Origin of the sequence: Micromonospora sp. DT231, assembly GCF_049847025.1 — a bacterium.
Lineage (GTDB): Bacteria > Actinomycetota > Actinomycetes > Mycobacteriales > Micromonosporaceae > Micromonospora.
Window position 1 is genome coordinate 394,953 of sequence record NZ_JBNCNO010000001.1, and the last position, 19,786, is coordinate 414,738.

General features: G+C 70.8%; 19 protein-coding genes. 8 read left to right on the top strand and 11 right to left on the bottom strand.

Annotated features, from left to right (window positions below):
- Positions 1-19: 19 nt before the first annotated feature.
- The 3 genes from ACPXBU_RS01635 to ACPXBU_RS01645 form a co-directional block, all read right to left on the bottom strand.
- On the bottom strand, positions 20-1,459 hold the full coding sequence (locus tag ACPXBU_RS01635; protein ID WP_425755841.1) for a hypothetical protein: 1,440 nt from the start codon (positions 1,457-1,459) through the stop codon (positions 20-22).
- Between the two features lie 105 nt (positions 1,460-1,564).
- Entirely contained in the window at positions 1,565-2,584 is a 1,020-nt protein-coding gene (locus ACPXBU_RS01640; protein ID WP_425755842.1) for a hypothetical protein, read from the bottom strand.
- Positions 2,581-3,165: a PadR family transcriptional regulator gene (locus tag ACPXBU_RS01645; protein ID WP_425755844.1), complete on the bottom strand. Its 585-nt coding sequence runs from the start codon at positions 3,163-3,165 to the stop codon at positions 2,581-2,583. The genes ACPXBU_RS01640 and ACPXBU_RS01645 overlap by 4 nt, the downstream gene beginning before the upstream one ends.
- Positions 3,166-3,333: 168 nt before the next feature.
- Between ACPXBU_RS01645 and ACPXBU_RS01650 the strand changes: the two genes are divergently transcribed.
- From ACPXBU_RS01650 to ACPXBU_RS01660, 3 genes are all read left to right on the top strand, one after another.
- A complete protein-coding gene (locus ACPXBU_RS01650; RefSeq protein ID WP_425755846.1) occupies positions 3,334-3,564 on the top strand; it encodes a hypothetical protein in 231 nt (76 codons plus the stop codon).
- 227 nt (positions 3,565-3,791) lie between these two features.
- Positions 3,792-5,348: a hypothetical protein gene (locus ACPXBU_RS01655; protein ID WP_425755848.1), complete on the top strand. Its 1,557-nt coding sequence runs from the start codon at positions 3,792-3,794 to the stop codon at positions 5,346-5,348.
- 261 nt (positions 5,349-5,609) lie between these two features.
- The gene (locus ACPXBU_RS01660; RefSeq protein WP_425755850.1) at positions 5,610-6,509 is read left to right on the top strand and encodes an S-4TM family putative pore-forming effector; all 900 of its coding nucleotides are present in this window, start codon (positions 5,610-5,612) and stop codon (positions 6,507-6,509) included.
- Positions 6,510-6,581: 72 nt separating this feature from the next.
- On the opposite strand, the gene ACPXBU_RS01665 is transcribed toward ACPXBU_RS01660, so the two are convergent.
- Positions 6,582-7,646: an SMP-30/gluconolactonase/LRE family protein gene (locus ACPXBU_RS01665; RefSeq protein WP_425755852.1), complete on the bottom strand. Its 1,065-nt coding sequence runs from the start codon at positions 7,644-7,646 to the stop codon at positions 6,582-6,584.
- Between the two features lie 320 nt (positions 7,647-7,966).
- Between ACPXBU_RS01665 and ACPXBU_RS01670 the strand changes: the two genes are divergently transcribed.
- Positions 7,967-8,359 carry a hypothetical protein gene (locus tag ACPXBU_RS01670; RefSeq protein WP_425756674.1) on the top strand — a complete coding sequence of 131 codons (393 nt, stop codon included), beginning with the start codon at positions 7,967-7,969 and terminating at the stop codon, positions 8,357-8,359.
- Between the two features lie 86 nt (positions 8,360-8,445).
- Here ACPXBU_RS01670 and ACPXBU_RS01675 read toward each other — a convergent pair whose 3' ends face one another.
- Genes ACPXBU_RS01675 through ACPXBU_RS01685 form a run of 3 tightly spaced genes read right to left on the bottom strand, consistent with a single transcriptional unit; the run spans position 8,446 to position 11,404 of the window.
- A complete protein-coding gene (locus ACPXBU_RS01675) occupies positions 8,446-9,090 on the bottom strand; it encodes a response regulator (protein ID WP_425755854.1) in 645 nt (214 codons plus the stop codon).
- Positions 9,091-9,141: 51 nt separating this feature from the next.
- On the bottom strand, positions 9,142-10,281 hold the full coding sequence (locus ACPXBU_RS01680; RefSeq protein ID WP_425755856.1) for a sensor histidine kinase: 1,140 nt from the start codon (positions 10,279-10,281) through the stop codon (positions 9,142-9,144).
- Entirely contained in the window at positions 10,265-11,404 is a 1,140-nt protein-coding gene (locus ACPXBU_RS01685) for a hypothetical protein (protein WP_425755858.1), read from the bottom strand. Before ACPXBU_RS01685 ends, ACPXBU_RS01680 begins: the two co-directional genes overlap by 17 nt.
- Positions 11,405-11,533: 129 nt before the next feature.
- On the opposite strand from ACPXBU_RS01685, the gene ACPXBU_RS01690 reads away from it, so the two are divergent.
- Positions 11,534-12,628, top strand: a complete 1,095-nt coding sequence (locus tag ACPXBU_RS01690) for a hypothetical protein (protein ID WP_425755860.1) — start codon at positions 11,534-11,536, stop codon at positions 12,626-12,628.
- Here ACPXBU_RS01690 and ACPXBU_RS01695 read toward each other — a convergent pair.
- The 4 genes from ACPXBU_RS01695 to ACPXBU_RS01710 form a co-directional block, all read right to left on the bottom strand.
- Positions 12,580-13,647 carry a glycosyltransferase family 2 protein gene (locus ACPXBU_RS01695; protein ID WP_425755862.1) on the bottom strand — a complete coding sequence of 356 codons (1,068 nt, stop codon included), beginning with the start codon at positions 13,645-13,647 and terminating at the stop codon, positions 12,580-12,582. The genes ACPXBU_RS01690 and ACPXBU_RS01695 overlap by 49 nt on opposite strands.
- Before the next feature lie 30 nt (positions 13,648-13,677).
- The gene (locus tag ACPXBU_RS01700; RefSeq protein ID WP_425756675.1) at positions 13,678-15,384 is read right to left on the bottom strand and encodes a hypothetical protein; all 1,707 of its coding nucleotides are present in this window, start codon (positions 15,382-15,384) and stop codon (positions 13,678-13,680) included.
- Between the two features lie 222 nt (positions 15,385-15,606).
- Positions 15,607-16,062 (bottom strand): MaoC family dehydratase, encoded by a 456-nt coding sequence (locus ACPXBU_RS01705; RefSeq protein WP_425755864.1) that lies wholly within the window; start codon positions 16,060-16,062, stop codon positions 15,607-15,609.
- Between the two features lie 87 nt (positions 16,063-16,149).
- Positions 16,150-17,721, bottom strand: coding sequence for a mucoidy inhibitor MuiA family protein (locus ACPXBU_RS01710; RefSeq protein WP_425755866.1), 1,572 nt, complete (start codon positions 17,719-17,721; stop codon positions 16,150-16,152).
- A gap of 125 nt (positions 17,722-17,846) precedes the next feature.
- Here ACPXBU_RS01710 and ACPXBU_RS01715 point away from each other — a divergent pair, with 125 nt between their 5' ends.
- The 3 genes from ACPXBU_RS01715 to ACPXBU_RS01725 are packed head-to-tail and all read left to right on the top strand — an operon-like array spanning position 17,847 to position 19,715.
- Positions 17,847-18,512 carry a GAD-like domain-containing protein gene (locus ACPXBU_RS01715; RefSeq protein ID WP_393368475.1) on the top strand — a complete coding sequence of 222 codons (666 nt, stop codon included), beginning with the start codon at positions 17,847-17,849 and terminating at the stop codon, positions 18,510-18,512.
- Positions 18,509-18,769 (top strand): DUF7161 family protein, encoded by a 261-nt coding sequence (locus ACPXBU_RS01720; RefSeq protein WP_425756677.1) that lies wholly within the window; start codon positions 18,509-18,511, stop codon positions 18,767-18,769. Before ACPXBU_RS01715 ends, ACPXBU_RS01720 begins: the two co-directional genes overlap by 4 nt.
- Before the next feature lie 58 nt (positions 18,770-18,827).
- Entirely contained in the window at positions 18,828-19,715 is an 888-nt protein-coding gene (locus tag ACPXBU_RS01725) for a helix-turn-helix transcriptional regulator (RefSeq protein WP_425755867.1), read from the top strand.
- The last annotated feature ends 71 nt before the right edge of the window (positions 19,716-19,786 follow it).

The window sequence follows — 19,786 nt, forward strand, 5'->3', positions numbered from 1 at the left end:
CTAGCATACCGAACCAGGCTCAGCGCAGCGCCATGTGGACGTCGGTGAGGAAGCGGTCCCGGTCGTCACCGTGGGCGATTGCCGCGTTGTAGACGGCGTCGATCGCAGCGGCCAACGGGTCGTCATTCGCCAGCGCGATCAGTGCGGGGAACGCGGCGGCCTGCTGAAGCGCCTCGGTGACGGTGTGTGCGCCGAATGCCGTCGAACCGAGGTGCAGTGTGACGGTGGTGTGGGGCACCTCGGGATCGGACAGGAGCCGATCGAACGCGGCGGCGCCGCCCTGGTCGGTGAAGGACCGGGGCAGTGGACGCCCGGCCTCAGCGGTGACGAGCGCGTCGGCGACCCACCCGATCTGTTCCAGTCCGGCCACCCGCATCGCGAGACGGGCCGCCCAGCAGGCCGCCTCGTGCTGGCGGGCGGCAGGCAGCGCCTCGATGCGGTCGAGCAGCCGACGGTCGATGCGGGCCAGGGACCGCGCCTGGCCGAGGAGTCCGCGGACACGATCCGACGGCGGAGCACCTCCCCACCGCTCGGCGTCGCGCTGGGCCCGCCGGCGGCGGTACTCCTCGTCGCGCACGGTCGCCTCGGCGGCCTGCCCACGCAACGTCTCCACCCACGGGTACGACCCGTTGGCGTCGAGCAGATGGTCCCAGATCAGGCCGAGGGCGAAGGCGTGCCGGCCCAGCACTCCCTCGTGCCGCAGCGTGAAGCCGTCGGGGCCGGACGTCAGCCGGACGGTACTCGGCTCGTCGTCGGGCAGCGTGACCAGCGGATGAGGGAAGATCGGTTCGTCTGCGGTGGACCACGACCACCGAAGAGTCTGGTCGTCGACCCGCTCCAACCGGACCTCCAGATCACCGACGGGCAGCACTCCCACCGGCACCTCGACCGGCGCGAGCCGGTGGCGGAGCACCGCCACCCGGGACAGGTCTGCGTCGTCCTCGTACGGATCAGGAGGCAGCAGGGCCGGACGGCCGGACGGGCGCGGCACCAGTGACAGCATCGCCCGCTCGGCGGCCCTGGCCGGCTTCTGCTCCCAGTCACGACTGCCCGGGTCGGCCCGCACGGTGCGCCACGGCGTGTCCTCGGACACCGCCCAGATGTGCAACTCGTGCCGCTCGGGCGGGTCGTCGTCGGTGCGTACGGTCTCGTGCAGGCGGTCGCGCGCGTGCGCCCGTACCCGGATCAATCCGCGCGGGACAGCGACGTCGGTGAGGGCCTCCGCGGCGCCGCCCATCAGGCCGACGACCGACAGTCGGCCGCTGGGACTGAAGAGGGTCGCCTCACTTATCGCGTCCCAGCCGACGTCGACTCCCGTCGGAGGCCCGGACCGGACACGTACGCGCGCCTCGATCCAACCGGTGTGGATGCCGCAGAAGCCGGTGAACTGATACGGCGACACGACATGCAGCAGGCTGTCGCCGAGGGTGTAGATCCCGATGCCGGACGCGCCCGGCACGGCGGACACCTCGTACTGACAGTGGCTGACGGGCAACCTCGCCCACCTGGTCACGGATGCCGGACTTCGATGATCCGCGTCGGTCACGTCGGCCACTCCCCGATCCTACGGTCGGCCAGGGATGTCTGGTGCGGGCAGCGGGTCGGTGCTACGGACGATGTCGCGGTAGACGGCGAAGGCTGGCTTGGGTCGATAGGTGTCGGTGACGAGGCCGAGAGTCCCGGTGGGTTCGGTGGAACCGCTGTCGGCGTCCCGGAGGCTGAACAGTTCGTAGTGGGTGATGTGCAGCGCCGACTGTTCGGTGCGGAGGACGCCGAGCATGTCCGCAAGCGAGTCGCACTGTGCCTGCTCGGTGCGTGGTGACCCGCTCGGGGTTCCGTTCTCCACGATGTGGATGGGAGTCTCGGGCGGGATGTGCGCGCGGGGCAGCGACACGCCCCGCAGGTGGTGCAGGGCGTGGGTGGTGAGGGACGCGGTGTCTCCCGGGTTGCCCCGCGGGGCGACGGGTGCGAAGGCGTCGGGGTACAGGCCCAGGCCGACGTAGTCGACGTGGGCCGCGAAGTCCTGGTACGGGATCGAGGACAGGTACGACCAGAATTGGTCGTCGCCGCCCAGCCATTCCGGTGGTTCGGCGACGGAGAAACCAACCCGCACGTGCTGGAGACCTCGCCGGTCCAGTGCGGCGCGCGCGTGCGGGATGCCGAGGACCAGGGCTTCGCGTACGCCGGGGGAGCTTCCGTCGATGAGCGGGATGGGGAAGTTCGGCTCAAGCGTCACCTGGAGGTAGCGCGTCAGGTGACCGTAGCGGTCGATGACGGTGTCGAGGAAGACCAGCCATCCGGCGAGGTCGGCGGTCCGGGGGAGGTAGCTGACCACGAGGTCCAGCTCGCGGTTTCCCTCGACGTACCACTCGTCGGGCATCGTGAGGTGCGCGAGTTCGTGGTCGGCGCCGAGCGAGGTGACGACGTCCGGCGGTGTCGTGTCGCCGAAGAAGTGCACATACTCGCGGACGACGAAGGCGCGACCGCCCGAGAGGTCGTCGACGAGGTGGCGGATCGCGGCGACATCGGGTGGGTGGGAGCAGACCGTGCCGGCCCGGCCGCCCGGATAGATACCGAACTTCATGCTTCTGCGCTCCCATGTGTGTCGGGTTGCTGGGTCGGCCAGCCGATCTCGTGCGACCGGATCCGCCGCACCAGAGTCCTGATCCAGGTGGCTTCGGTGGCGACGATGGTGCGCCAGTAGGCGACTTCGAGCATGTGTACTTCGAGCACGTCACCGTCGGGCGGCCCGGAAAGGGCGGCCAGTTCCTGGTCGAGCCGGTCGGCGCGACCGTCCAGGATGCCCGCCGCCTGCTCCTTGGGGAGAACACCGACGTAGGCGACCGCCATGACGAAGTCCACGGACGCGGCCGGGGACTCGCGCACCCCGGCCTCGATCTTGTGGCGGAAGTCGGCGAGGCCCGCGGCGGTCAGCTCGTAGGCCGTACGGGGTGGCCGGTTGCCTATCCGCTCGGGCTGGCGGGAGGAGACCTTGCCTGCCTTCTCGAGCGCCTTCAGCAGAGACGTGACAGTGCTGCGGGTGACCGGGAGGTGTCCGTATCGCTCGCGTAGTCGTGTCGTGATGTCGTAGCCGTGCGCCGGCTGCTCGACGAGGAGTCCGAGGATCGGCAACACCAGGCTGTTGCGGGACGCGTCCAGAGGCACCCGGCCAACCTATAGGCGTATACGTCTAATCGCAACGCCAGCGGGTAACCGTCGCTCGGACGGGGCTCGGCGTTGCGATACTCTCCAGGCGCCCACACCGGGGTCGAGCAATCCGCGTCCGCCGGCCTTCGATGGCCGGCAGGGCGCCCCAGTTCCAGGGAGATACCGATGCCGGAGCCTGAGCTGCCCGCGCACGACGACCACCAGGCGGATGCCGAGACCACGGCCGAAACCACTGCCGAGGCCGAGGCCGAGGAGCCTGCCGCTCCCGCGAATCGGGCTGCCCGACGCGCGAAGGGCAAGGTCGCCTCACCCCAACCGCATGGGAAGGGCCAGCACTTCGGCGGTCGGGGCTCGGTCCAGAGCCCGCGGCAGTGGGGTAACCGGCGAAGCGGCTGACCCGTCGGCGGAGCCCGTCGTCAGCAGACGGCTCCCCGGGCGGGCGCGGTGGCAGCGCCGGAGTGCTGGGGGCATCTGTACCTAATGTAGGACTTCTTCGCATAAGACCGGTTAATGCGAGTCTTGCTCCACTACGTTCATGTCGAGTAGCGGCAACCGATTTGTCGCTGTCTGCACGGATTGTTACGTGCGGAGACATGGTGTAGGGAGAAGGGCTAGGTAGCTCGATGTCCAACCATCGACACCCGAACGTCAGCCAGGTAGCGGCAGATCAGTCACCTCCCCCGAGGAGGCGGCGGGCACGTTGGCTCGTCGCCGGAGTGGCCGGGGTGGCGGGGCTGGCCGCCGTCGGCGCGCCGGCAGGGGTGACCGGAGCGGTCGCAGCGAACGGCGGCAGACTTGTGAACGCCGGGGAGCAGGTCCTCGCCGGGAGCGCCAGCCGGGTGACCGGCGACGACAACAGAGGCCAGGACCGGGGCGGCACGGACCACAAGGACGACGAGCGCCGGGGCGAGGACTTCACGGACGTACCGTGTGGCGCCAACGAGCTGATCGCGGCGCTGGTCCGCGCGAACGCCGGCCACGGGGCGACACTCAAACTCGCCGGGAAGTGCACGTACACGCTCAACGCGTCCGCACCCCAACCACCCGTGCCGCACGGTCCCATCGGCCTGCCGATCATCACGCAGCGGGTCACGATCGACGGGAACGGCGCCACAATCGTCCGCGCGGCCAACGCCGCGCCGTTCCGGATCCTCGAGGTGGGAGCCGGCGGCGACCTGAACCTCCGCGACGTGACCATCAAGGGCGGTCAGGACACGAGTGGGATCGGCGGCGGCGGAGGTGGCATCCGGATCGACGTCGGCGGCAGGGCCACCATCGAGAACACCGACGTGGTCTTCAACCGGACCAACGGCTCGGGCGGCGGAATCTCCAACTACGGTGACACGAGGATCCTCGGCCGGAGCGATCACGGCGCGGGCAAGGACCGGGACGGCAAGGACCGGGACAGCAAGGACCGGGACAAGCACGGGGACGACGAGAGCAAGATCAGTGACAACGCCGCCCTGTACGACGGCGGCGGCGTCTACAACAACGGCAACCTCACCGTGCAGAACACCAGACTCAGCGACAACAACACGATCGGGGTTGTCACCGTCCTGCCGATCGGTGGCACGGGTGGCGGGCTGTCCAACTCCAGCGTCGCCGTGCTCGACAACGTGCGCGTGCACCACAACACCTCCGGTTTCCGGGGCGGTGGCATCCGCAGTGGAATCAACGCCACCACCACGGCCAGGAACATCGAGGTCAGCGAGAACGCGACAGGCAGCGAGGGTGGCGGAATCTTCAGCGACGGCGTCTTCCACCTGGAGCACAGCAAGATCAGCCGGAACAGCGCCGGCCAACGCGGCGGCGGGATCTTCAACCAGATCGGCCGGTTCGTGGCCGAGGACACCCAGATCAGCGAGAACGCCGCGAGCACGTTCAGCACCATCGAGCACGGTGGCGGCGTCTACGTCGGCAGCGGCATCGTCGTGCTGCGGCACACCCACATCAACCGGAACAAGGCCGTCGGCACGAACTCGCGAGGCGGCGGGATCTACAACGGTGGCACCGTCAACCTCCACGAATCCACGGTGACGGAGAACGTCTCGGCCCTGGCGCCGGGCGGGATCTTCAACGAGGGCGGTCAGGTCACCGTGGATGAGAAGTCGGTCATCAGCGAGAACCGGCCCACCAACTGCACCCCCAGCGCGCCGCCCGTCCCCGACTGCTTCGGCTGACCATCTGGTCGCCCGGCTCGTCGAGGGCAACAGGCACCGACAGCGGTACGCCGCATCCGGTCCCGCCCGGGTTCGATCACAGGATCGGGCTCGTGCGGGACCGGATGCGTGTTCCGTTCCAGCGGTGAACGGCCGGGTCCGACAGCACGCGACGACGTGAGGTTCGGCCGGAGTCGCCGATCAAACGGACGGTAGCGCCTCGATCGCTGATCGTGCCACCATCGGGGGTAGGGGTGGACCGCTGGGCGCTCGGAGGTTCCATTGGCAGACACGCGGCGGATCAACCAGTTGCAGAACGACGACCGTTCCCTGGTGCTCTTCCGGGCCATCGCGGTGGCGCACCGCTACACGCAACGCGCCCAGGCGGTCAGTCTCTCGATGTCACTGGTGGTGGCGAGCCTCGGCGTCGTGGCCAAGGTGGCGCAACCCCCGCTGCAACCCGCTGTCTCGGTCATCGGTGCGCTCTGGGCCGGCGTCTACGCGATCGTCCTGGCTCCCCTGATCGGTCGTCACCTGCGCATCAGCGCGACGTTGCAGGAGATGCTGGACACCGACCTGTTCGGCCTGCCGTGGAACGCGGTCCTGGTCGGTGAGCGACTGTCCGAGGACGAGCTGAGCCGCCTCAGCCGGCGCTTCCGCGGCGACGACGCGCGCTTGCGGGACTACTACCTGGTCGCGACCGTCGCCGCTCCGTACGACGTGCTCTTCTGTCTGGAGCAGAACCTGGCGTGGGGCTCGCGGGTCCGGCGACGCTTCGCCGCCGTGCTGCTCGGTGTCATCGCGGTCTGGTGTGTGGTGGGTGTGGCCGTGGGCCTGGTGACCGAGAGTACGGTCGGCAGCCTGGTCGGCGTGTGGTTCGTGCCGTCACTGGGTCTGCTGCTGTCCTGTTCGGACATGGCCCGCGCCCAGATCCTGACCACCCGGGACCGCACCCGGGTGCTTGGCCTGGTGCGCGCGGTCACCGAGGAGCAGTCGCACGTGATCGCGGATGACCAGGCGTTCGCCGTGTTCGCCAGGCAGGTGCAGGATGTGCTGTTCGTCGCCCGCCGGCAGCAGCCGCGGATGCCGCAGTGGTTCTTCCGCCTCTTCCACGACGATGATCTGACCGACTTCCGGTACAAGATGCAGGTGCTCGAACAGCGGGTGGGTGTCAATTCCTAGTGCGAGCGCGCGTGCGTCTCCCGATCGGGCGCGGGCCGACGGGGTGGGGTCGGCTCGCGCCCGCGACGACCGTCAGTACGGGTATCCGGGGACGTTGAGTCGCACGCTGTACAGGCCGGAGTCGTTGCGCTGGCCGGAGGTGATGTAGAGGGTCTGCCGGTCGGCGCCGCCGAAGGCCACGTTCGTGGTGCCGGAGTTGCCGGCCCGGATCGTGCCGAGCTGCGTGCCGGTGGGGGAGTAGACGTGGACCTGGCCGTCGAATCCTGACGTCCAGTACACGTTGCCGGCGCAGTCGATCGTCCCGCCGTCCGGACCGCCGACGTAGTTCACGAAGACACTGCGGGCGCTGGTGCTGCCGTCGGGCGCGACGGCGTACTTGTAGATCTTGTTCTCGGAGTAGGCGCCCACGTACAGCGTGGCCCCGTCGGGTGAGAGCGAGATGCCGTTGGGCTGGCGCAACCGGTCGTCGACGAGCGACACCTGACCGCCGGAGACACGGAAGACGCTCGTGCGGCCGTTCATCTGGTCGGAGCGGTTGCCGCGCTGGAAGTTGGGGTCGGTGAAGTAGACGACGCCGTCGGACCGGACCGCGACGTCGTTCGGCGAGTTGAACGCCCGGCCCTGGTAGTTCGCCGCGACGGTGCTGCGGGACCTGTCGCTCAGCCGGTACGCGGACACGCTCCGCTGGTCGTGGGTGGCCGCGATGAGCTGCTGGGCGTCGGCGCTGAGCGCCAGGCCGTTGCTGCCGGCGTTGGGGATGAACGTGTCGAAGGTCGACGGCGGCGTGAACCGGCGGATCGTCGACGGCTGGACGTTGTACGGCCCGGTGCCGGCGGCCATGTCGGACATCAGCAGGTAGCCGCCGTCGGCAACCCAGACCGGCCCTTCGAGGAACGAGAAACCGCCCTGGATCCTCGTGGCCGACAGTGAGCTTGCCGGCAGCGGTGATCCGTATCCCACCCCCTCCGGGCAGACTCCGGGCGGTGCGCCGGGCGGACCGGCGAGCGCGGCGTGAGCGCTAACATGGGCGGTGTCCGCGGCTGTCGAGGGCGTGGCGGCGGCACCTGTGGCGAACGGCGCGGCGCCGACCGCGAGGCACAGTCCGGCGAGTGCGGCAATTGTGGGACGCCAGGTCATCGAATGCTCCAATCGGCGTCGGCCGTTGCGTGGACCGGCGGTAGGCGGTGTGCGAGGACGCGGGTGACCGGCACGTTGACGGTGTGTGCCGTCGATGTGTCACCAGGCAGCCTAAGTGACGAACCAGCGAGTCGCATCGGTTTCGTGCCGGTTAATTCGTCGTGAATCACTAAGACGCTGGTCAATGTGTAAGCGTCGGGTGAATATTTCCCGGTCGTACCACAGTGGATCCTCCCGCGGTCCGGATCGTTTCAACGCCCCGGGCTCGTGGGTACGCTCCCATCCGCTGATCCCTCGATCGACGGAGACCTATCGTGATCATGGCTTTGCTGCTCGACCTCGCCAACATCGTCGGCGGTTTCCTGCTCGCCATCGCTGTGCTGCGGCTGCTGCCGCGCGTCGGCGAGGACCTGGGCCGCCTCGCCGGTCGGGCCGCCCCGATCGCGTGGGTGGTCGGCGTCGTGGCGCTCGTGACCGGCGGCTACTACCTCATCGTCCACCTGGTGTCCGGGCCCCGGGTGTTCCACTTCGAGGTGGTGGGCATCGGCGTCGGGCTCGCCCTGCTGTGGGAGCGGCTGACCGGACGACCGGCGCCACGCGGCGAGCAGGCGACCGGGGCCACCGGGGCGACCGGGGTCCGCCTCCTGCTCGCGATCTTCGGTCTCATCGCGATCGTCGTCGGCATCCAGGGGCTCTTCACCCCGGACGGCTGACCGGGCCGCCCGCACCCCACCCGGGTCGGCCGGCCCGCCGCTCACACCGTGTCGACATCTCCCTGCCGAGCCGGGACGCCTCCCGGTCAGGGGCGTGACACGAGGCCGGACTCCCAGGCCCAGGCGGCGATGCGGACGCGTGTGACGTTTCCGAGCTTCATGGAGATGTGGGCGACGTGTGTTTTGACGGTGCCCGGCGAGACGTGCAGCCTCGCGCCGATCTCGTCGTTGCTCAGCCCACGTGCCACGAGCGTGGCGACGTCACGTTCGCGGGCCGTCAGGGGCGGGTCCGCCCTGCGGGCCTCCCGATCGGTCCTGAGCCGTTCCAGCAGGCGGACGGTGACTTCGGGGCTGATCAGGGCATTGCCCGCAAGCGCGGCTCGGACGGCCTCGACGAGCAGCCCGGGTGCCGACACCTTCAGCAGGAACCCACTCGCCCCGTTCCGCAACGCCCGCCCGATGTACTCGTCCTCGTCGAAGGTGGTCACGACGATCACCCGGGTCTCCAACTCGGGGTCGCTTGTGACACGGTTGACGAGTTCGAGGCCGTCGATGCCGGGCATCCTGATGTCCGCCAGCAACACCGCGGGGCGCAGGCGGCGGACCAGGTCCCAGGCCAGGGTGCCGTTGCTGGCCTCACCGACGACGGTCAGGTCGGGCTGCGCCGCCAGCACCATGCGGAAACCGTGCCGGACCATGTCGTGGTCGTCGGCGATCACCACTGTCGTCATGACGCCGCCTGCCCGCCGCTCGGGCGCGGGTGCCTCGGCGTGGACATCGACTCAGTTTAGGGGGAGTCGGACGCGTACCCGCCACGATCCCTGCTCGCGACCGGCGCGCAAGGTGCCGTCGAGCGCCTCCACGCGGGCGCGGAGGGAGGCCAGGCCAGTGCCCTGATCCTCGGCAGGCGGCGGCATCGCACCTGTCGTCAGCTCGTTCGTGACCACGACGTTCAGGTGTCCGTCCAGTTGGGTGACCGACACCCGCACCGCGCCGGTCGTGCGGGCATGCCGGGCGACGTTCGTGAGCGCCTCGACAACCACCCGGTACGCCGTGGCCTGGATCGCGGCGGAGATGTCGTCCCGCCCCGCCACCGCCATGGTCAGCTCCACCGGGATCGGGTGGGCGTCGACGAGGTCCGGTACGTCGGCGAGGCCGTACTGGTGGGTCGTGTGCTCGTCGCCGTCCCGCATCAGTCGGATGCTGCGGTCGAGACGCCGCAGCGCCCGGGCGGCGGCGCGCTCGACCTGCGCGATGAGCGCTCCGGGGTCGCTCGCGCCGACCACCCGAGCCGACTGTGCCATCACCGCGATGCCGGCGATGTCGTGCGCGACGTAGTCGTGCAGGTCCGCGGCGAGCAGGCGGCGCTGCTCGGACCGGGCCTGCTCCACCACTGTCACCCGCAGTTCGTCGAGCCCGCGAAGGTAGTGACCGAGCAGTGCTCCGGCCAGCACCGTGCAGGCGCCCAGAGCGCCCAGGAACAGCTGCTCTCCGACGGCGGCGTCCGGCAGGAGCCGTAACCCGACCGCCGACCCGGGCACCAGCAGGAGCACTCCGGTCACCTGGCCGGCCCGGCTGACGCCGCGGCTCAGCGCGACGGCGAGGGCGGTCAGCGCGCCGACCTCGATCGTGGTCCACAGCAGGAGCTTGCTGCCGTCGTTGCCGTCGTCGACGAAGTCGTAGCCGAGCAACCGCCACGCCCAGACGCTTCCGCCCAGCGAGAGGACGGCCGCCGTGGCGGCGAGCGGCACCCGGGGCGCCCGGGGCGACCAGATCGCCAGGGTCGCGGCGAGGACCGAGGCCCAGGCGGTCAGCCGCAGCGGGGCAGGCTGGCCGTACCAGGGCGCCAGGACTGTGACGATCCCGGCGGCCACCCCGGCGAGCCGCTTCACGCCGGTCAGCATCTCACGGTGCGACCACATCAACGGTCACGCCCGGCTCCACGGCGGTCGGGTCGGCGGCCGCACCGTTGAGATGCTTGTCGAAGAAGCTGGCGAGCGAGCGGCGGACAGTGCGGTACGCCAACGGCTGTGCCTCGCCGATGTCCCGCCGCACGACCGGTTCGGCGCGTGGGTAGCGCGTCGCGATCTGCGCCAACATCACCCCGTCGTCCGTGAGTGACCTCGGCGACGCGCCGGGGATGGTGACGATCGCCCGCCAGCCGGAGCGCGGGAGGTCGCGGTGCCCGCCGACGGGCGAGCCCGCGACGACGAGCAGGGGCACCCCACCGGTGTCGGTGACATCGGCGGCGCCGGTCGTGTCCGCGATGCCGGCCACCGCGGGCAAGCCGGTGAGGTGCGCTCGTTGTGCGGCGTTCGCGCCGGTCCAGCCGAAGAGACCGATCCGTCGCAGGTCCATCACGCGGCTCACCTGCCGGTCCAGGCCGTCGAGGTGGCTCGTGACGTACTCGAGGTCGCTGACCCTGGTCGTGTCGGCGTCGAGGCGCGCGACGGTGGTGGCGGCGTCGGTGGGTTCGATCACCCGCCGGGTGGGATAGAGATCGACCACCGGCGCGTCGAATGGGTGGTCGACGGTGACGACCACGAATCCGCGGCTCGCCAACTCCTCGGCGATGCCGGTGTACGCCGACCGCATCACCCCGGGTGGCGGCGAGCCGACCAGGACGGGGAACGAGCCGGTGGCGGGCGGCGCCCACTCGTGGGAGTGGGTGCGGAACATCCAGTTGACCTCGTCGGGCAGCAGACCCAGGCGTCGCTCCTCGCCGGGCGCCCAGGCCAGGCGGCCGAACTCGGTCAGGGCGGGTGCCACGGCGTAGTGCGCCAACGGCGTGGACCCGGCGTCGGCCGGGTAGTGCACGTCGAGCATCACCGTCCGGTCACTGTCCGGGCGCCACGGGTCGCGGCGGTCCTCGTCCACGAGCCGCATCCGTCGTACGCCCACGTCGTGCGGTCCGGTCGGCGGTGGAAGGGCAGGGCTGAACGTGGCTCGCCAGCCGTCGGTGTCGCCGTGGTGGGGTAGCGCCATCACGGCGATCCCGGCGAGGAGGAACCCCACGAGCGCGGATGTCAGCTGTCGCCTTCGCATGGGTCGATCCTGCACAGGCGACGGGTACCCGCGCGTCTCCCGAGCGGTAGAGGCCGGGCGGCTCGCGGCCACCGGTCCACCCCGCACGGCAGATGTCGAGCCCATTCCGGGTGTCCGACACTGACCGTCATGACAGCCTTGGCAAACTCGGCGGCACGACACGGCGGACGGTGGTCCTGGCGGCGGTGGGCGGCGGCCGCGGCGAGCGGATGGGCCTGGTTCCTCGTCGTGCTGGGCATCTTCTGGTCCTCCGGCGGTGCCGGTTACCCGTTCGGTCACAACGACCGCACCGGGCCCGACTACTCGTCGCTGCTGGCCGGCCTGGAGCGTGCCGTGGGTGGGCCGCTCATCACCGTGTTCGGTGTGCTGGCGCTCGTCGTGGCATGGCGGCTCGACGGACGTGACCGCCAGCCGACTCGACGTCGAGCCGGGATCATCGGTGGTGTCGGCGTCGCGGCGGTGATCGTCTGTGTCGTGCTGGACGCACGGATGATCACGATGTTGCCGCCGCTGGGCGTTCTCCCGGTCGGGTGGCTACGGGCGGACTGGCCGACGCTGTTCCAGGGCGTCGCGGCGGCCGGCGCGGCCCTGTTCCTCCTGGCGAGCGTCGCCTACGCCGACCGCACGACCGACCGCGATCAGCGTGACCTTCGACGTCGCGGCGCCGGCTGGATCCGGGCGGGCCGGATCGCCACCTACGTGGCGATCGTGTGCCCGCTGCCGTACGCCCTGATCCGGCTGGCCTGGTCCCGGGGTTGGGCTGTCGGAGCACCGGAACCGTTCGTCCTGTCCCTGCTGCGCAACCAGCCGGAGAACGTGTACATCGAGCCGATCCTCGCGTCCTTCGCGACAGGTGGCGCCGTGCTGACCGCCGGGCTGCTCTGTCGCTGGGGCAGGGTGTTTCCACGCTGGATCCCGGTGCTGCGCGGCCGGGTCGTACCCATGTGGTTACCGCTGCTGCTCGGCGGGTCGGCCGTCGTCGGCATCTTCGGATTTGGTCGCGGACTGCTGCTGGCGCAGCTGGGCGTGCACCTGCCTGGTCAGCTCGACACGTTTCAGTTGTGGGGCGAACCGGTCGACGACTGGGCGTACTGGGGCGCCGGCGGCCTGGGCTGGTGTCTCTTTCCGCTGTGGTCGATCTCGTTGGCCGTCGCGCTGACCGGCTACTACCACCGCTACGCTCGGCCCGCCCGCGGGTCCTCCCGGCCCGGCACCGCCTGCTGACCCCGGTCGGTCGACCGCGGCGCGGGCTGCGACGGCATCCGCGGCGACTCGCCGGTCTCGGTGACCACGCGTTCGGTCTCCTGCACCAGATAGTGCGGTCGGCGCTTCGTCTCGTAGTAGATCCGGCCGATGTACTCCCCGATCACACCCAGGATGGTCATCTGGATGCCGCCGAGCCCGATCACGCTGACGATGATCGTGGTGTAGCCGGGAACGTCGATGCCCTTCTCGACGGCGTCCGCCACCACCCAGGCCATGTAGACAAGTGCGATGAGGGTGAGGAACATGCCGCCGTAGATCGCCAGGCGCAGGGGCCGGTTGTTGAACGACAGCAGGCCGTCGAACGCGTAGTTGAACAGCTTGCCGAACGTCCACCTGCTCCGCCCCGTCTGCCGGGTCTCGTTGCGGTGGGCCACCACCACCGTGCGGAAGCCGATCCAGGAGAACAGCCCCTTGGAGAACCTGTTGTATTCCGGCATCGACAGGATCGCGTCGACCGCGAGCCGGGACAGCAGCCGGAAGTCGCCCGCCCCGTCCTGCAGGCGCACGTCGATCCACCAGTTGATCATCCGGTAGAAGGACCGCGAGGCGACCATGCGGACGAACCGGTCACCCCGCCGGTCTCGGCGGGCGATCACCTGGTCGAAGCCCTGCCGGTAGAGGGCCACCATCTCGGGCAACAACCGTGGCGGGTGTTGCAGGTCGGCGTCCATGATGACGACCGCGTCGCCGGTGGCCCGCTGCAGGCCGGCGAGCATCGCCGCCTCCTTGCCGAAGTTGCGGCTCAGCGACGTGTAGCAGACCGTGGGGTCGGCGGCGGCGAGGCGGCGCAGCGCCTCGAGGGTGCCGTCCTCGCTGCCATCGTCGACGTACACCACCTCGACATCGAGGTCGGTCAGGTCGGCGAGCGTGGCCGTGAGGGTCTCGTGCAGGCGCTCCACCGACGATTCCTCGTTGAAGCAGGGCACCACGACGGACAGTCGCACCCTGCTCACCCCGCCCGACCGGTGTTCGGGCATCCGCCGCCGGTGTTTGCGGCGCACTCCCGATCAGAGCCGGTAGAGCAGCGTGCCATCGAGATCCTCCCGAGTGATGCCCAACCCGTCGATGGGCCGGGTCGCGATGCCCTCCCACGGTGTCCCCGCCGTGCGGTCCGGCACGGCGACCACCGACCGCACGCCGATCCCACGCAGGTACGCCACGCTGCCCGCGTCGGGGAACGACGCCACCGCGATCCGGGTGTTCGCCTGGCTGACCGGCTCGAACCCGGCCAGCCCGTTGGTGATCCGGGGGAAGCCGTCGGTCGTCCACAACATGTACGCCAGGTCGCCCACGCTGCCTGCGGGCAGCACCAGGATCGGGTCCTGCGCGGCCCGCATCGCGGCCGGTGGCGGAGTCACCGTCGGGTGGGGTGTCCGGTTGACGCCCTCCAGGGTGACCAGGGCCAGCGGCACCAGCAGGACCAGCGGCATGAGCACCCGCGTCCAGCGGCGGGCCGAGAACTGACCCGGTGATGTCGAGGTCTCACCAGTCGATGTCGAGGCCTGGCTCGGTGATTCGGCCAGCGCCGTCACCGCTCCGGCGGCCAGCAGCGCCAGCAACAGGCTGGTCCAGTGCATCATCCGGCCCGGTGTGCGCAGGGCGTCCCAGCCCGGCAGGGAGGTGGACAGGGTCAGGTAACCCGGGTCTCCGTCACCACCGAGGGTCGAGCCCAGGCCCAACAGCACCGTGCCGAGCACACCGAGGCCCAGCGCGATCCGGTGCCGAGCCGGGTACGCCGAGATGAACAGGCCCGCCGCGGCCAGCGCGATGAGCGTTATCCCCGGCAGCAGCGCCATCTCCGGCGGCCAGGACAGCTGTTCGCGGGCGGCGGCGTGCCGCTCACCCCACAGCCACGAGTCGGCGGGTGCGGTCACGAACCCGATGAGCGGGGGAGAGAACATCTTCGTCCACTCCAACCCCCGTTCGGCCTGCGGGTTGAGGTCGACGACGCGCAGGTAGACCAGACCGAGCAGCACCGTCGCCGCGCCGAACACGCCGCCGCCGGCCAGATCCGCGAGCAACAACCGCCGACCGAACGGCGGGCGCTCCCGCTTACGCCACCAGGACCAGCCGTAGCAGCCGGCCGCCACCAGCACCGCGGCCAGCAGGAAATAGACAAGTGGCAGCCCGATGCCGAAGCCGAGCGTGATCTGCCAGGCCGCCACGAGCCACCCGGCCAACGCCCAGCCGGGTCGCCGTCGCTCGGGCCGGTAGCCGTGGCGCAGCGACCAGCCATGCCCGCGGGCCAGCATCGCCAGGCACAGCGCGATGCCCCCACTGGACAGGATGTTGAGGTGGCCGGCGTGCGCCAACCGCCAGGGGGCGAACGCCCACGCGATCCCGGCGACCGCCCCGCCCCACCGGTTGGCACCGAGCTGCCGCACCAGCACGTACGCCCCGAAGGCCGCGAGCGCGTGCAGCAGCACGTAGAGCACGTTGTACCGGATCACGGCCGCCTCGAAGCCGGAACCGATCATCCCGATCGGGGCGTACCCGAGCAGGGTGTCGCTGTAGGCGAACGTGTATTTCTCCGGGAAGAACGTGTTCGAGTTCCAGAGGTCGGCCGGACTGCTGAAGAGCGCGTGCCCCGCCCAGGCGACCTGCCACGCCTGCAACGTCGGGTCACCGAGGTCGTTGGGGATCGTGCTCGCCGGATGCCGCAGCGTCGGCCAGGTCAGCACCACCGACAGCAGCAGGCTGCCCAGTGCCGCCAACGTCCACTCGGGGCGGGCCCAGCGCCACCGATCCCACCGGCTCGGCGTCCGGTCGTCGGACGTCTGTTCGGGGCTCGTGTTCTCGGCGGTTGCTGCGGCGCCGGTGGACCGGGTATTCACGCGATAGATCCTGTCCGATGGTGGGAACCTTGTCCATGCTGTCCGACGCATGGGTCCGCGCCGTGTCGCGGCCGGGAGCCGTACGGCGTGGTGACGCGGTGGTCACTCATTGAACACGAGGACCCAGTCGGCCACGCAGGCCGGCTTGGCCTCGCCCTCGATCTCCACCCGCATCTGCACCACGACCCGGCACGCGGCGGCCATCCGGCGGGCCTCCAGGAGGGTCGCGACGCCGCGCACCCGGGCGCCGGCCGGGACCGGGGCGCGCATGCGCACCTTGTTCAGGCCGGCGTTGATGACCAGGCGGACGCCGTCGACCTCGACCAGCTCGGACAGGAAGGTGGCGCAGAGCGAGAGCGTGAGCATGCCGTGCGCGACCGTGGTCCCGAACGGACTTTCCGCCGCCGCCCGCTTCTCGTCGACGTGGATCCACTGGTGATCGCCTGTCGCGTCGGCGAACGCGTTGATCCGGGCCTGGTCGACGAGGTGCCATCCGGTGGTGCCGAGCTGCTGGCCGGTGTGCTCCAGCAGGGCGTCGACGGTGTCGTAGCGGCTCACCGCGCCCACCCTGCCGGCAACTACGGTCGGTGCGCAACCCTGCCGGTCCGGTGACGAGGTCCGGGTGGCGGCCTCGCCGGTCTCCGCCTACTCCCGCCAGCCGGTCAGCTCCACCCCCTTGGCCAGCTCCACCCGGAAGCCGATCGCGATCTCACCGCTGTCGCCCGGCGCGAGCGACAGCCGCCAGGCCAGCTCTCCCAGCTCCGTACGCTCCGCCGGAGGTGGCGCCAGGTTCGTCTCCCGCACCACCACCGCCTCGTCGCGGGACACCGGCACCTGGTCGCGTACCTCGATCGTCGCCGTCCGCGGCGTGTGGTTGGCGACGGTGATCCGGTAGTCCATCTCCCGCCGCCGCGTCGACCCGAGCGCGGCCCTGGTCTCCGAGCGCCGGTGCAGCTTCCGCTCCACCCGCAGCCGGTCGTCGACGCCGAGCCCCAGCTCGATCTCCTCGCCCGGCGCCCACATCGGCAGCCCGATGGCCGCGACGAAGTCGGCGCCGTGGAACACCGCCGCCGGACCGGGCAGCATCGTGTGCTCCGACGTGTTGCGTACCGTGGCACGCAGGTGCGCCTCCGCGGCGCGGACCGGCACGGTCACGTGGTCCAGTCGGGCCGGCACCTCCAGCACGGCGATTGTGGCGCGGTGCGCGCTGCCGTCGGCCGGCACCGCCGCCGGCCGGGCCGGCCGATAGGTGGCGGCGCTGACGCCCTGCTCGACCTGGGCGACGCTCTCCTGCAACCGGGGCCGGGGCGCCGCCGCGGACCGGGCGAGCGCGCCGCCCGGTGCCGGTGGCGGCATCCCGACCGGCATGGCCGCCGCCGCGCCCGCGACCGGCATCGGTCGAAGCCGGTCGAGATACCAGGGCGAGAGTTCGGGTACGACTGTCGTCGCGGCAGGCCGGGCGGTCGAGAGTTGGAGCTCGCACTCCGGCCAGTCCTCTCCGGTGTTCTGGCTGACCAACCCGAACCAGGTGACGGTGATCGTGTCCTCGACCAGCCGCAGGTCGTAGGAGGGCTGCCACACCGCGCCGTCGACCAGATAGGTCAACTCCAGTTCCACCTCCGCGTCGTCGGCCGCCACCGAGACCGTAACCTCGGCGGCCAACCGGTCCGGCGTCCGCTTGCCGCGCGCGGCGTTCAGGTCGCGCTCGACCGCGGCCACCTGCGCGGCCAACTCGGTGCGCCGCCGCGACAGCCCGCGCCGCCGGCCGCGTGACTCGGCGAGCTGACCGGCCACCGAGTCGCTGAAGGCCGCCACGTCGGTCGGCGCCGCGTCACCGGAGGCCAACGCGCGGGCGTACGTGCCACCGGCTCGCTCGGCCAACCGGGTGAGGAACTCCCCGCGCTGTTCCTCGATTTCGTCCGCGTCCGAGACCTCGGCCAGCTCGTCGACCAGCTCGCGGCGTCGCTGTTCGAGGTCGACGATCTGCGGGTCGGCGCTGCGGGCCTGCCGCCAGGTGGTCACGTCCACCCCGAGGACCGTGGCCGCGCCCCGACCACCGACCCGAATGGAGTCGCGCCGCAGGCCGAGTGGGAGTGGCGCGATGCGGACGCGGTGCTCGCCGGCGGTCAGCCGAGGGCTTCCCCGGCGGGTGACCCGGGCCCGGTCCGGGTAGACGGTGACACCGACGATGGGCGCGTCAATCTCTGTGCTCTCCACGGCGCGAGGGTAATCCAGGCGCGCCGCACCACCACCCAGCCATCCGTCGCCCCGACCGCTCAATCGTGGCACCGTACGCTCGGCCGGGCGGGCGCCTGATCCGCGAGACGAGGGGAGGTGAACCGGTGGTGCGTGATGACGTGGCGGAATTGGCGGAGATCTGGGGGCCGCCAACCTGGTCGGCTCCGGTCCGCGCCGAGCGGCTGGCTCAGTTCGCGGGCGCGGTGCCGGATCTGCTGCTGGCGTGTTGGCGTAGGTACGGATTCGCCGGCTTCGGCGACGGGCTGTTCTGGTTGTGTGATCCCGAGGTGTGGCAGCCGGCGGTCGACGCGTGGACGAACGGCCTTGTCCTACCGAGCGAAGAACGATGGATCGCGGTGAGCCGCAGCGCGTTCGGCGATCTGCAGGTGTGGGGGCAGCGGACGGGTGCGCGGTTGTCGATAAGCGCGCAGCACGGGTGGGTGATCCATACGGATCGGTCGGCCGGCGAGATGTCGGACGATCGCCGCGACGACCGGCTCTACGCGCTGCTGATGTGCCAGGACCGCCGCAGTGTCGACCTGTGCGGCGCCGATGGAGAACCGTTGTTCGACCGGGTCCTCGCACTGCGTGGCCCGGTCGGCCCCGACACCGTCTACGGCTTCGTCCCGGCCCTGGGCCTCGGCGGGGCGCTGCGCCCCGACCGGGCGGAGATCTGCGCCGGACCCGTCCATCTGGAGCTGCTCGCCGAGCTCTCCGAGCGTCGCGTCATGGACAACGAAGATCTTCTGCACCTGTGGCTGGACCGATGACGGTGTGGCGGCGAGTGCGGGCCACCGACACGGGCCTCAACGGGCGTGCCGCGCGCCTGCTGACCAGTGAGCCGACCGACGACGCGGGATGGCCGGCCGACCTGCCGGCCGGTGCGACGGAGGTGGTCATCGTCGACGACACCCCCGGCCCGACAGCCACTCTGCGGGTGCGGACCAGCGGGGACGACGCGCCGACGAGTGCGCGGGTCAGGTTTGACCAGCTCGCCGTACCTGACTTGGACGGAGCAGGGTGCTGAGGTGCCTAACCCTGGCAGGATGTGGTTGCCGCCGGGAGAGGTCGCAATACTTCGAGTCATGAACGCGAGAGGACAGCTCGGCGATTTCCTCCAGGCCCGACGCTCCCAACTGAGGCCGGAGGACGCCGGCGTGGTGACGTACGGCGACCGGCGGCGCGTCCGAGGGCTGCGCCGGGAGGAACTGGCCCTCCTGGCCGGAGTGAGCGCCTCGTACTATTCGCGCCTGGAGCAGGGTCAGGCCGTCAACGCCTCACCCGAGGTCCTGGAGGCGCTCGCTCGGGCCCTACAGCTCGACGAGGCGGAACGTCGCCACCTGAGCGAGCTCGCGGCCGGGACCCGGCGTCGGCCCGCCGTCCGGCGTCCGCCGCCGGAGCGGGTGAGCCCGGCGGTACGCCAGCTCGTCGCGACGCTCGGTGACGTACCCGTGGTGGTGCTCGGTCGTCGTGCCGACGTGCTGGCCTGGAACGTCGGAGGCCACGCCCTGTTCGCCGGCCACCTGGACACCACGCTCCCCGAGCGGCCGGACCAGGGCCCGAACATGGCGCGGCTGGTGTTCCTGGACGCGCACACCCGTGACCTGTACGTGGACTGGCCCGCCAAGGCCCGCGCCGTGGTGGCGACGCTGCGGATGGTCTCCGGGCAGCACCCGAACGACCCGTCGCTGGCCGCGCTCGTGGGGGAGTTGACGGTGCGGAGTCCGGAGTTCGGCGCCATGTGGGCCGACCACCGGGTCAAGGCCGGCGGCGGCAGCGCGTACGAGATGCGCCACCCGCTCGTCGGCACGATGACCGTGACCCAGCAGGCCCTGCGGACCGAGGACGGTCAGACGGTCGTCGTCGCCACCACCGAACCCGGCTCGGCGTCGCACGCCGCGATGACGTTGCTCCTGCACGGTGCTGTCACCTCCCGCGCCGGCACTCGGCAGCAGCCGGCCATGCGCGAATAGCGCCCTTTTCCCATCGGCTCGAAGACGAGGTGCTCCGCAAGGAGCGCCGGACCCTTCGCGCCCTCATCAGC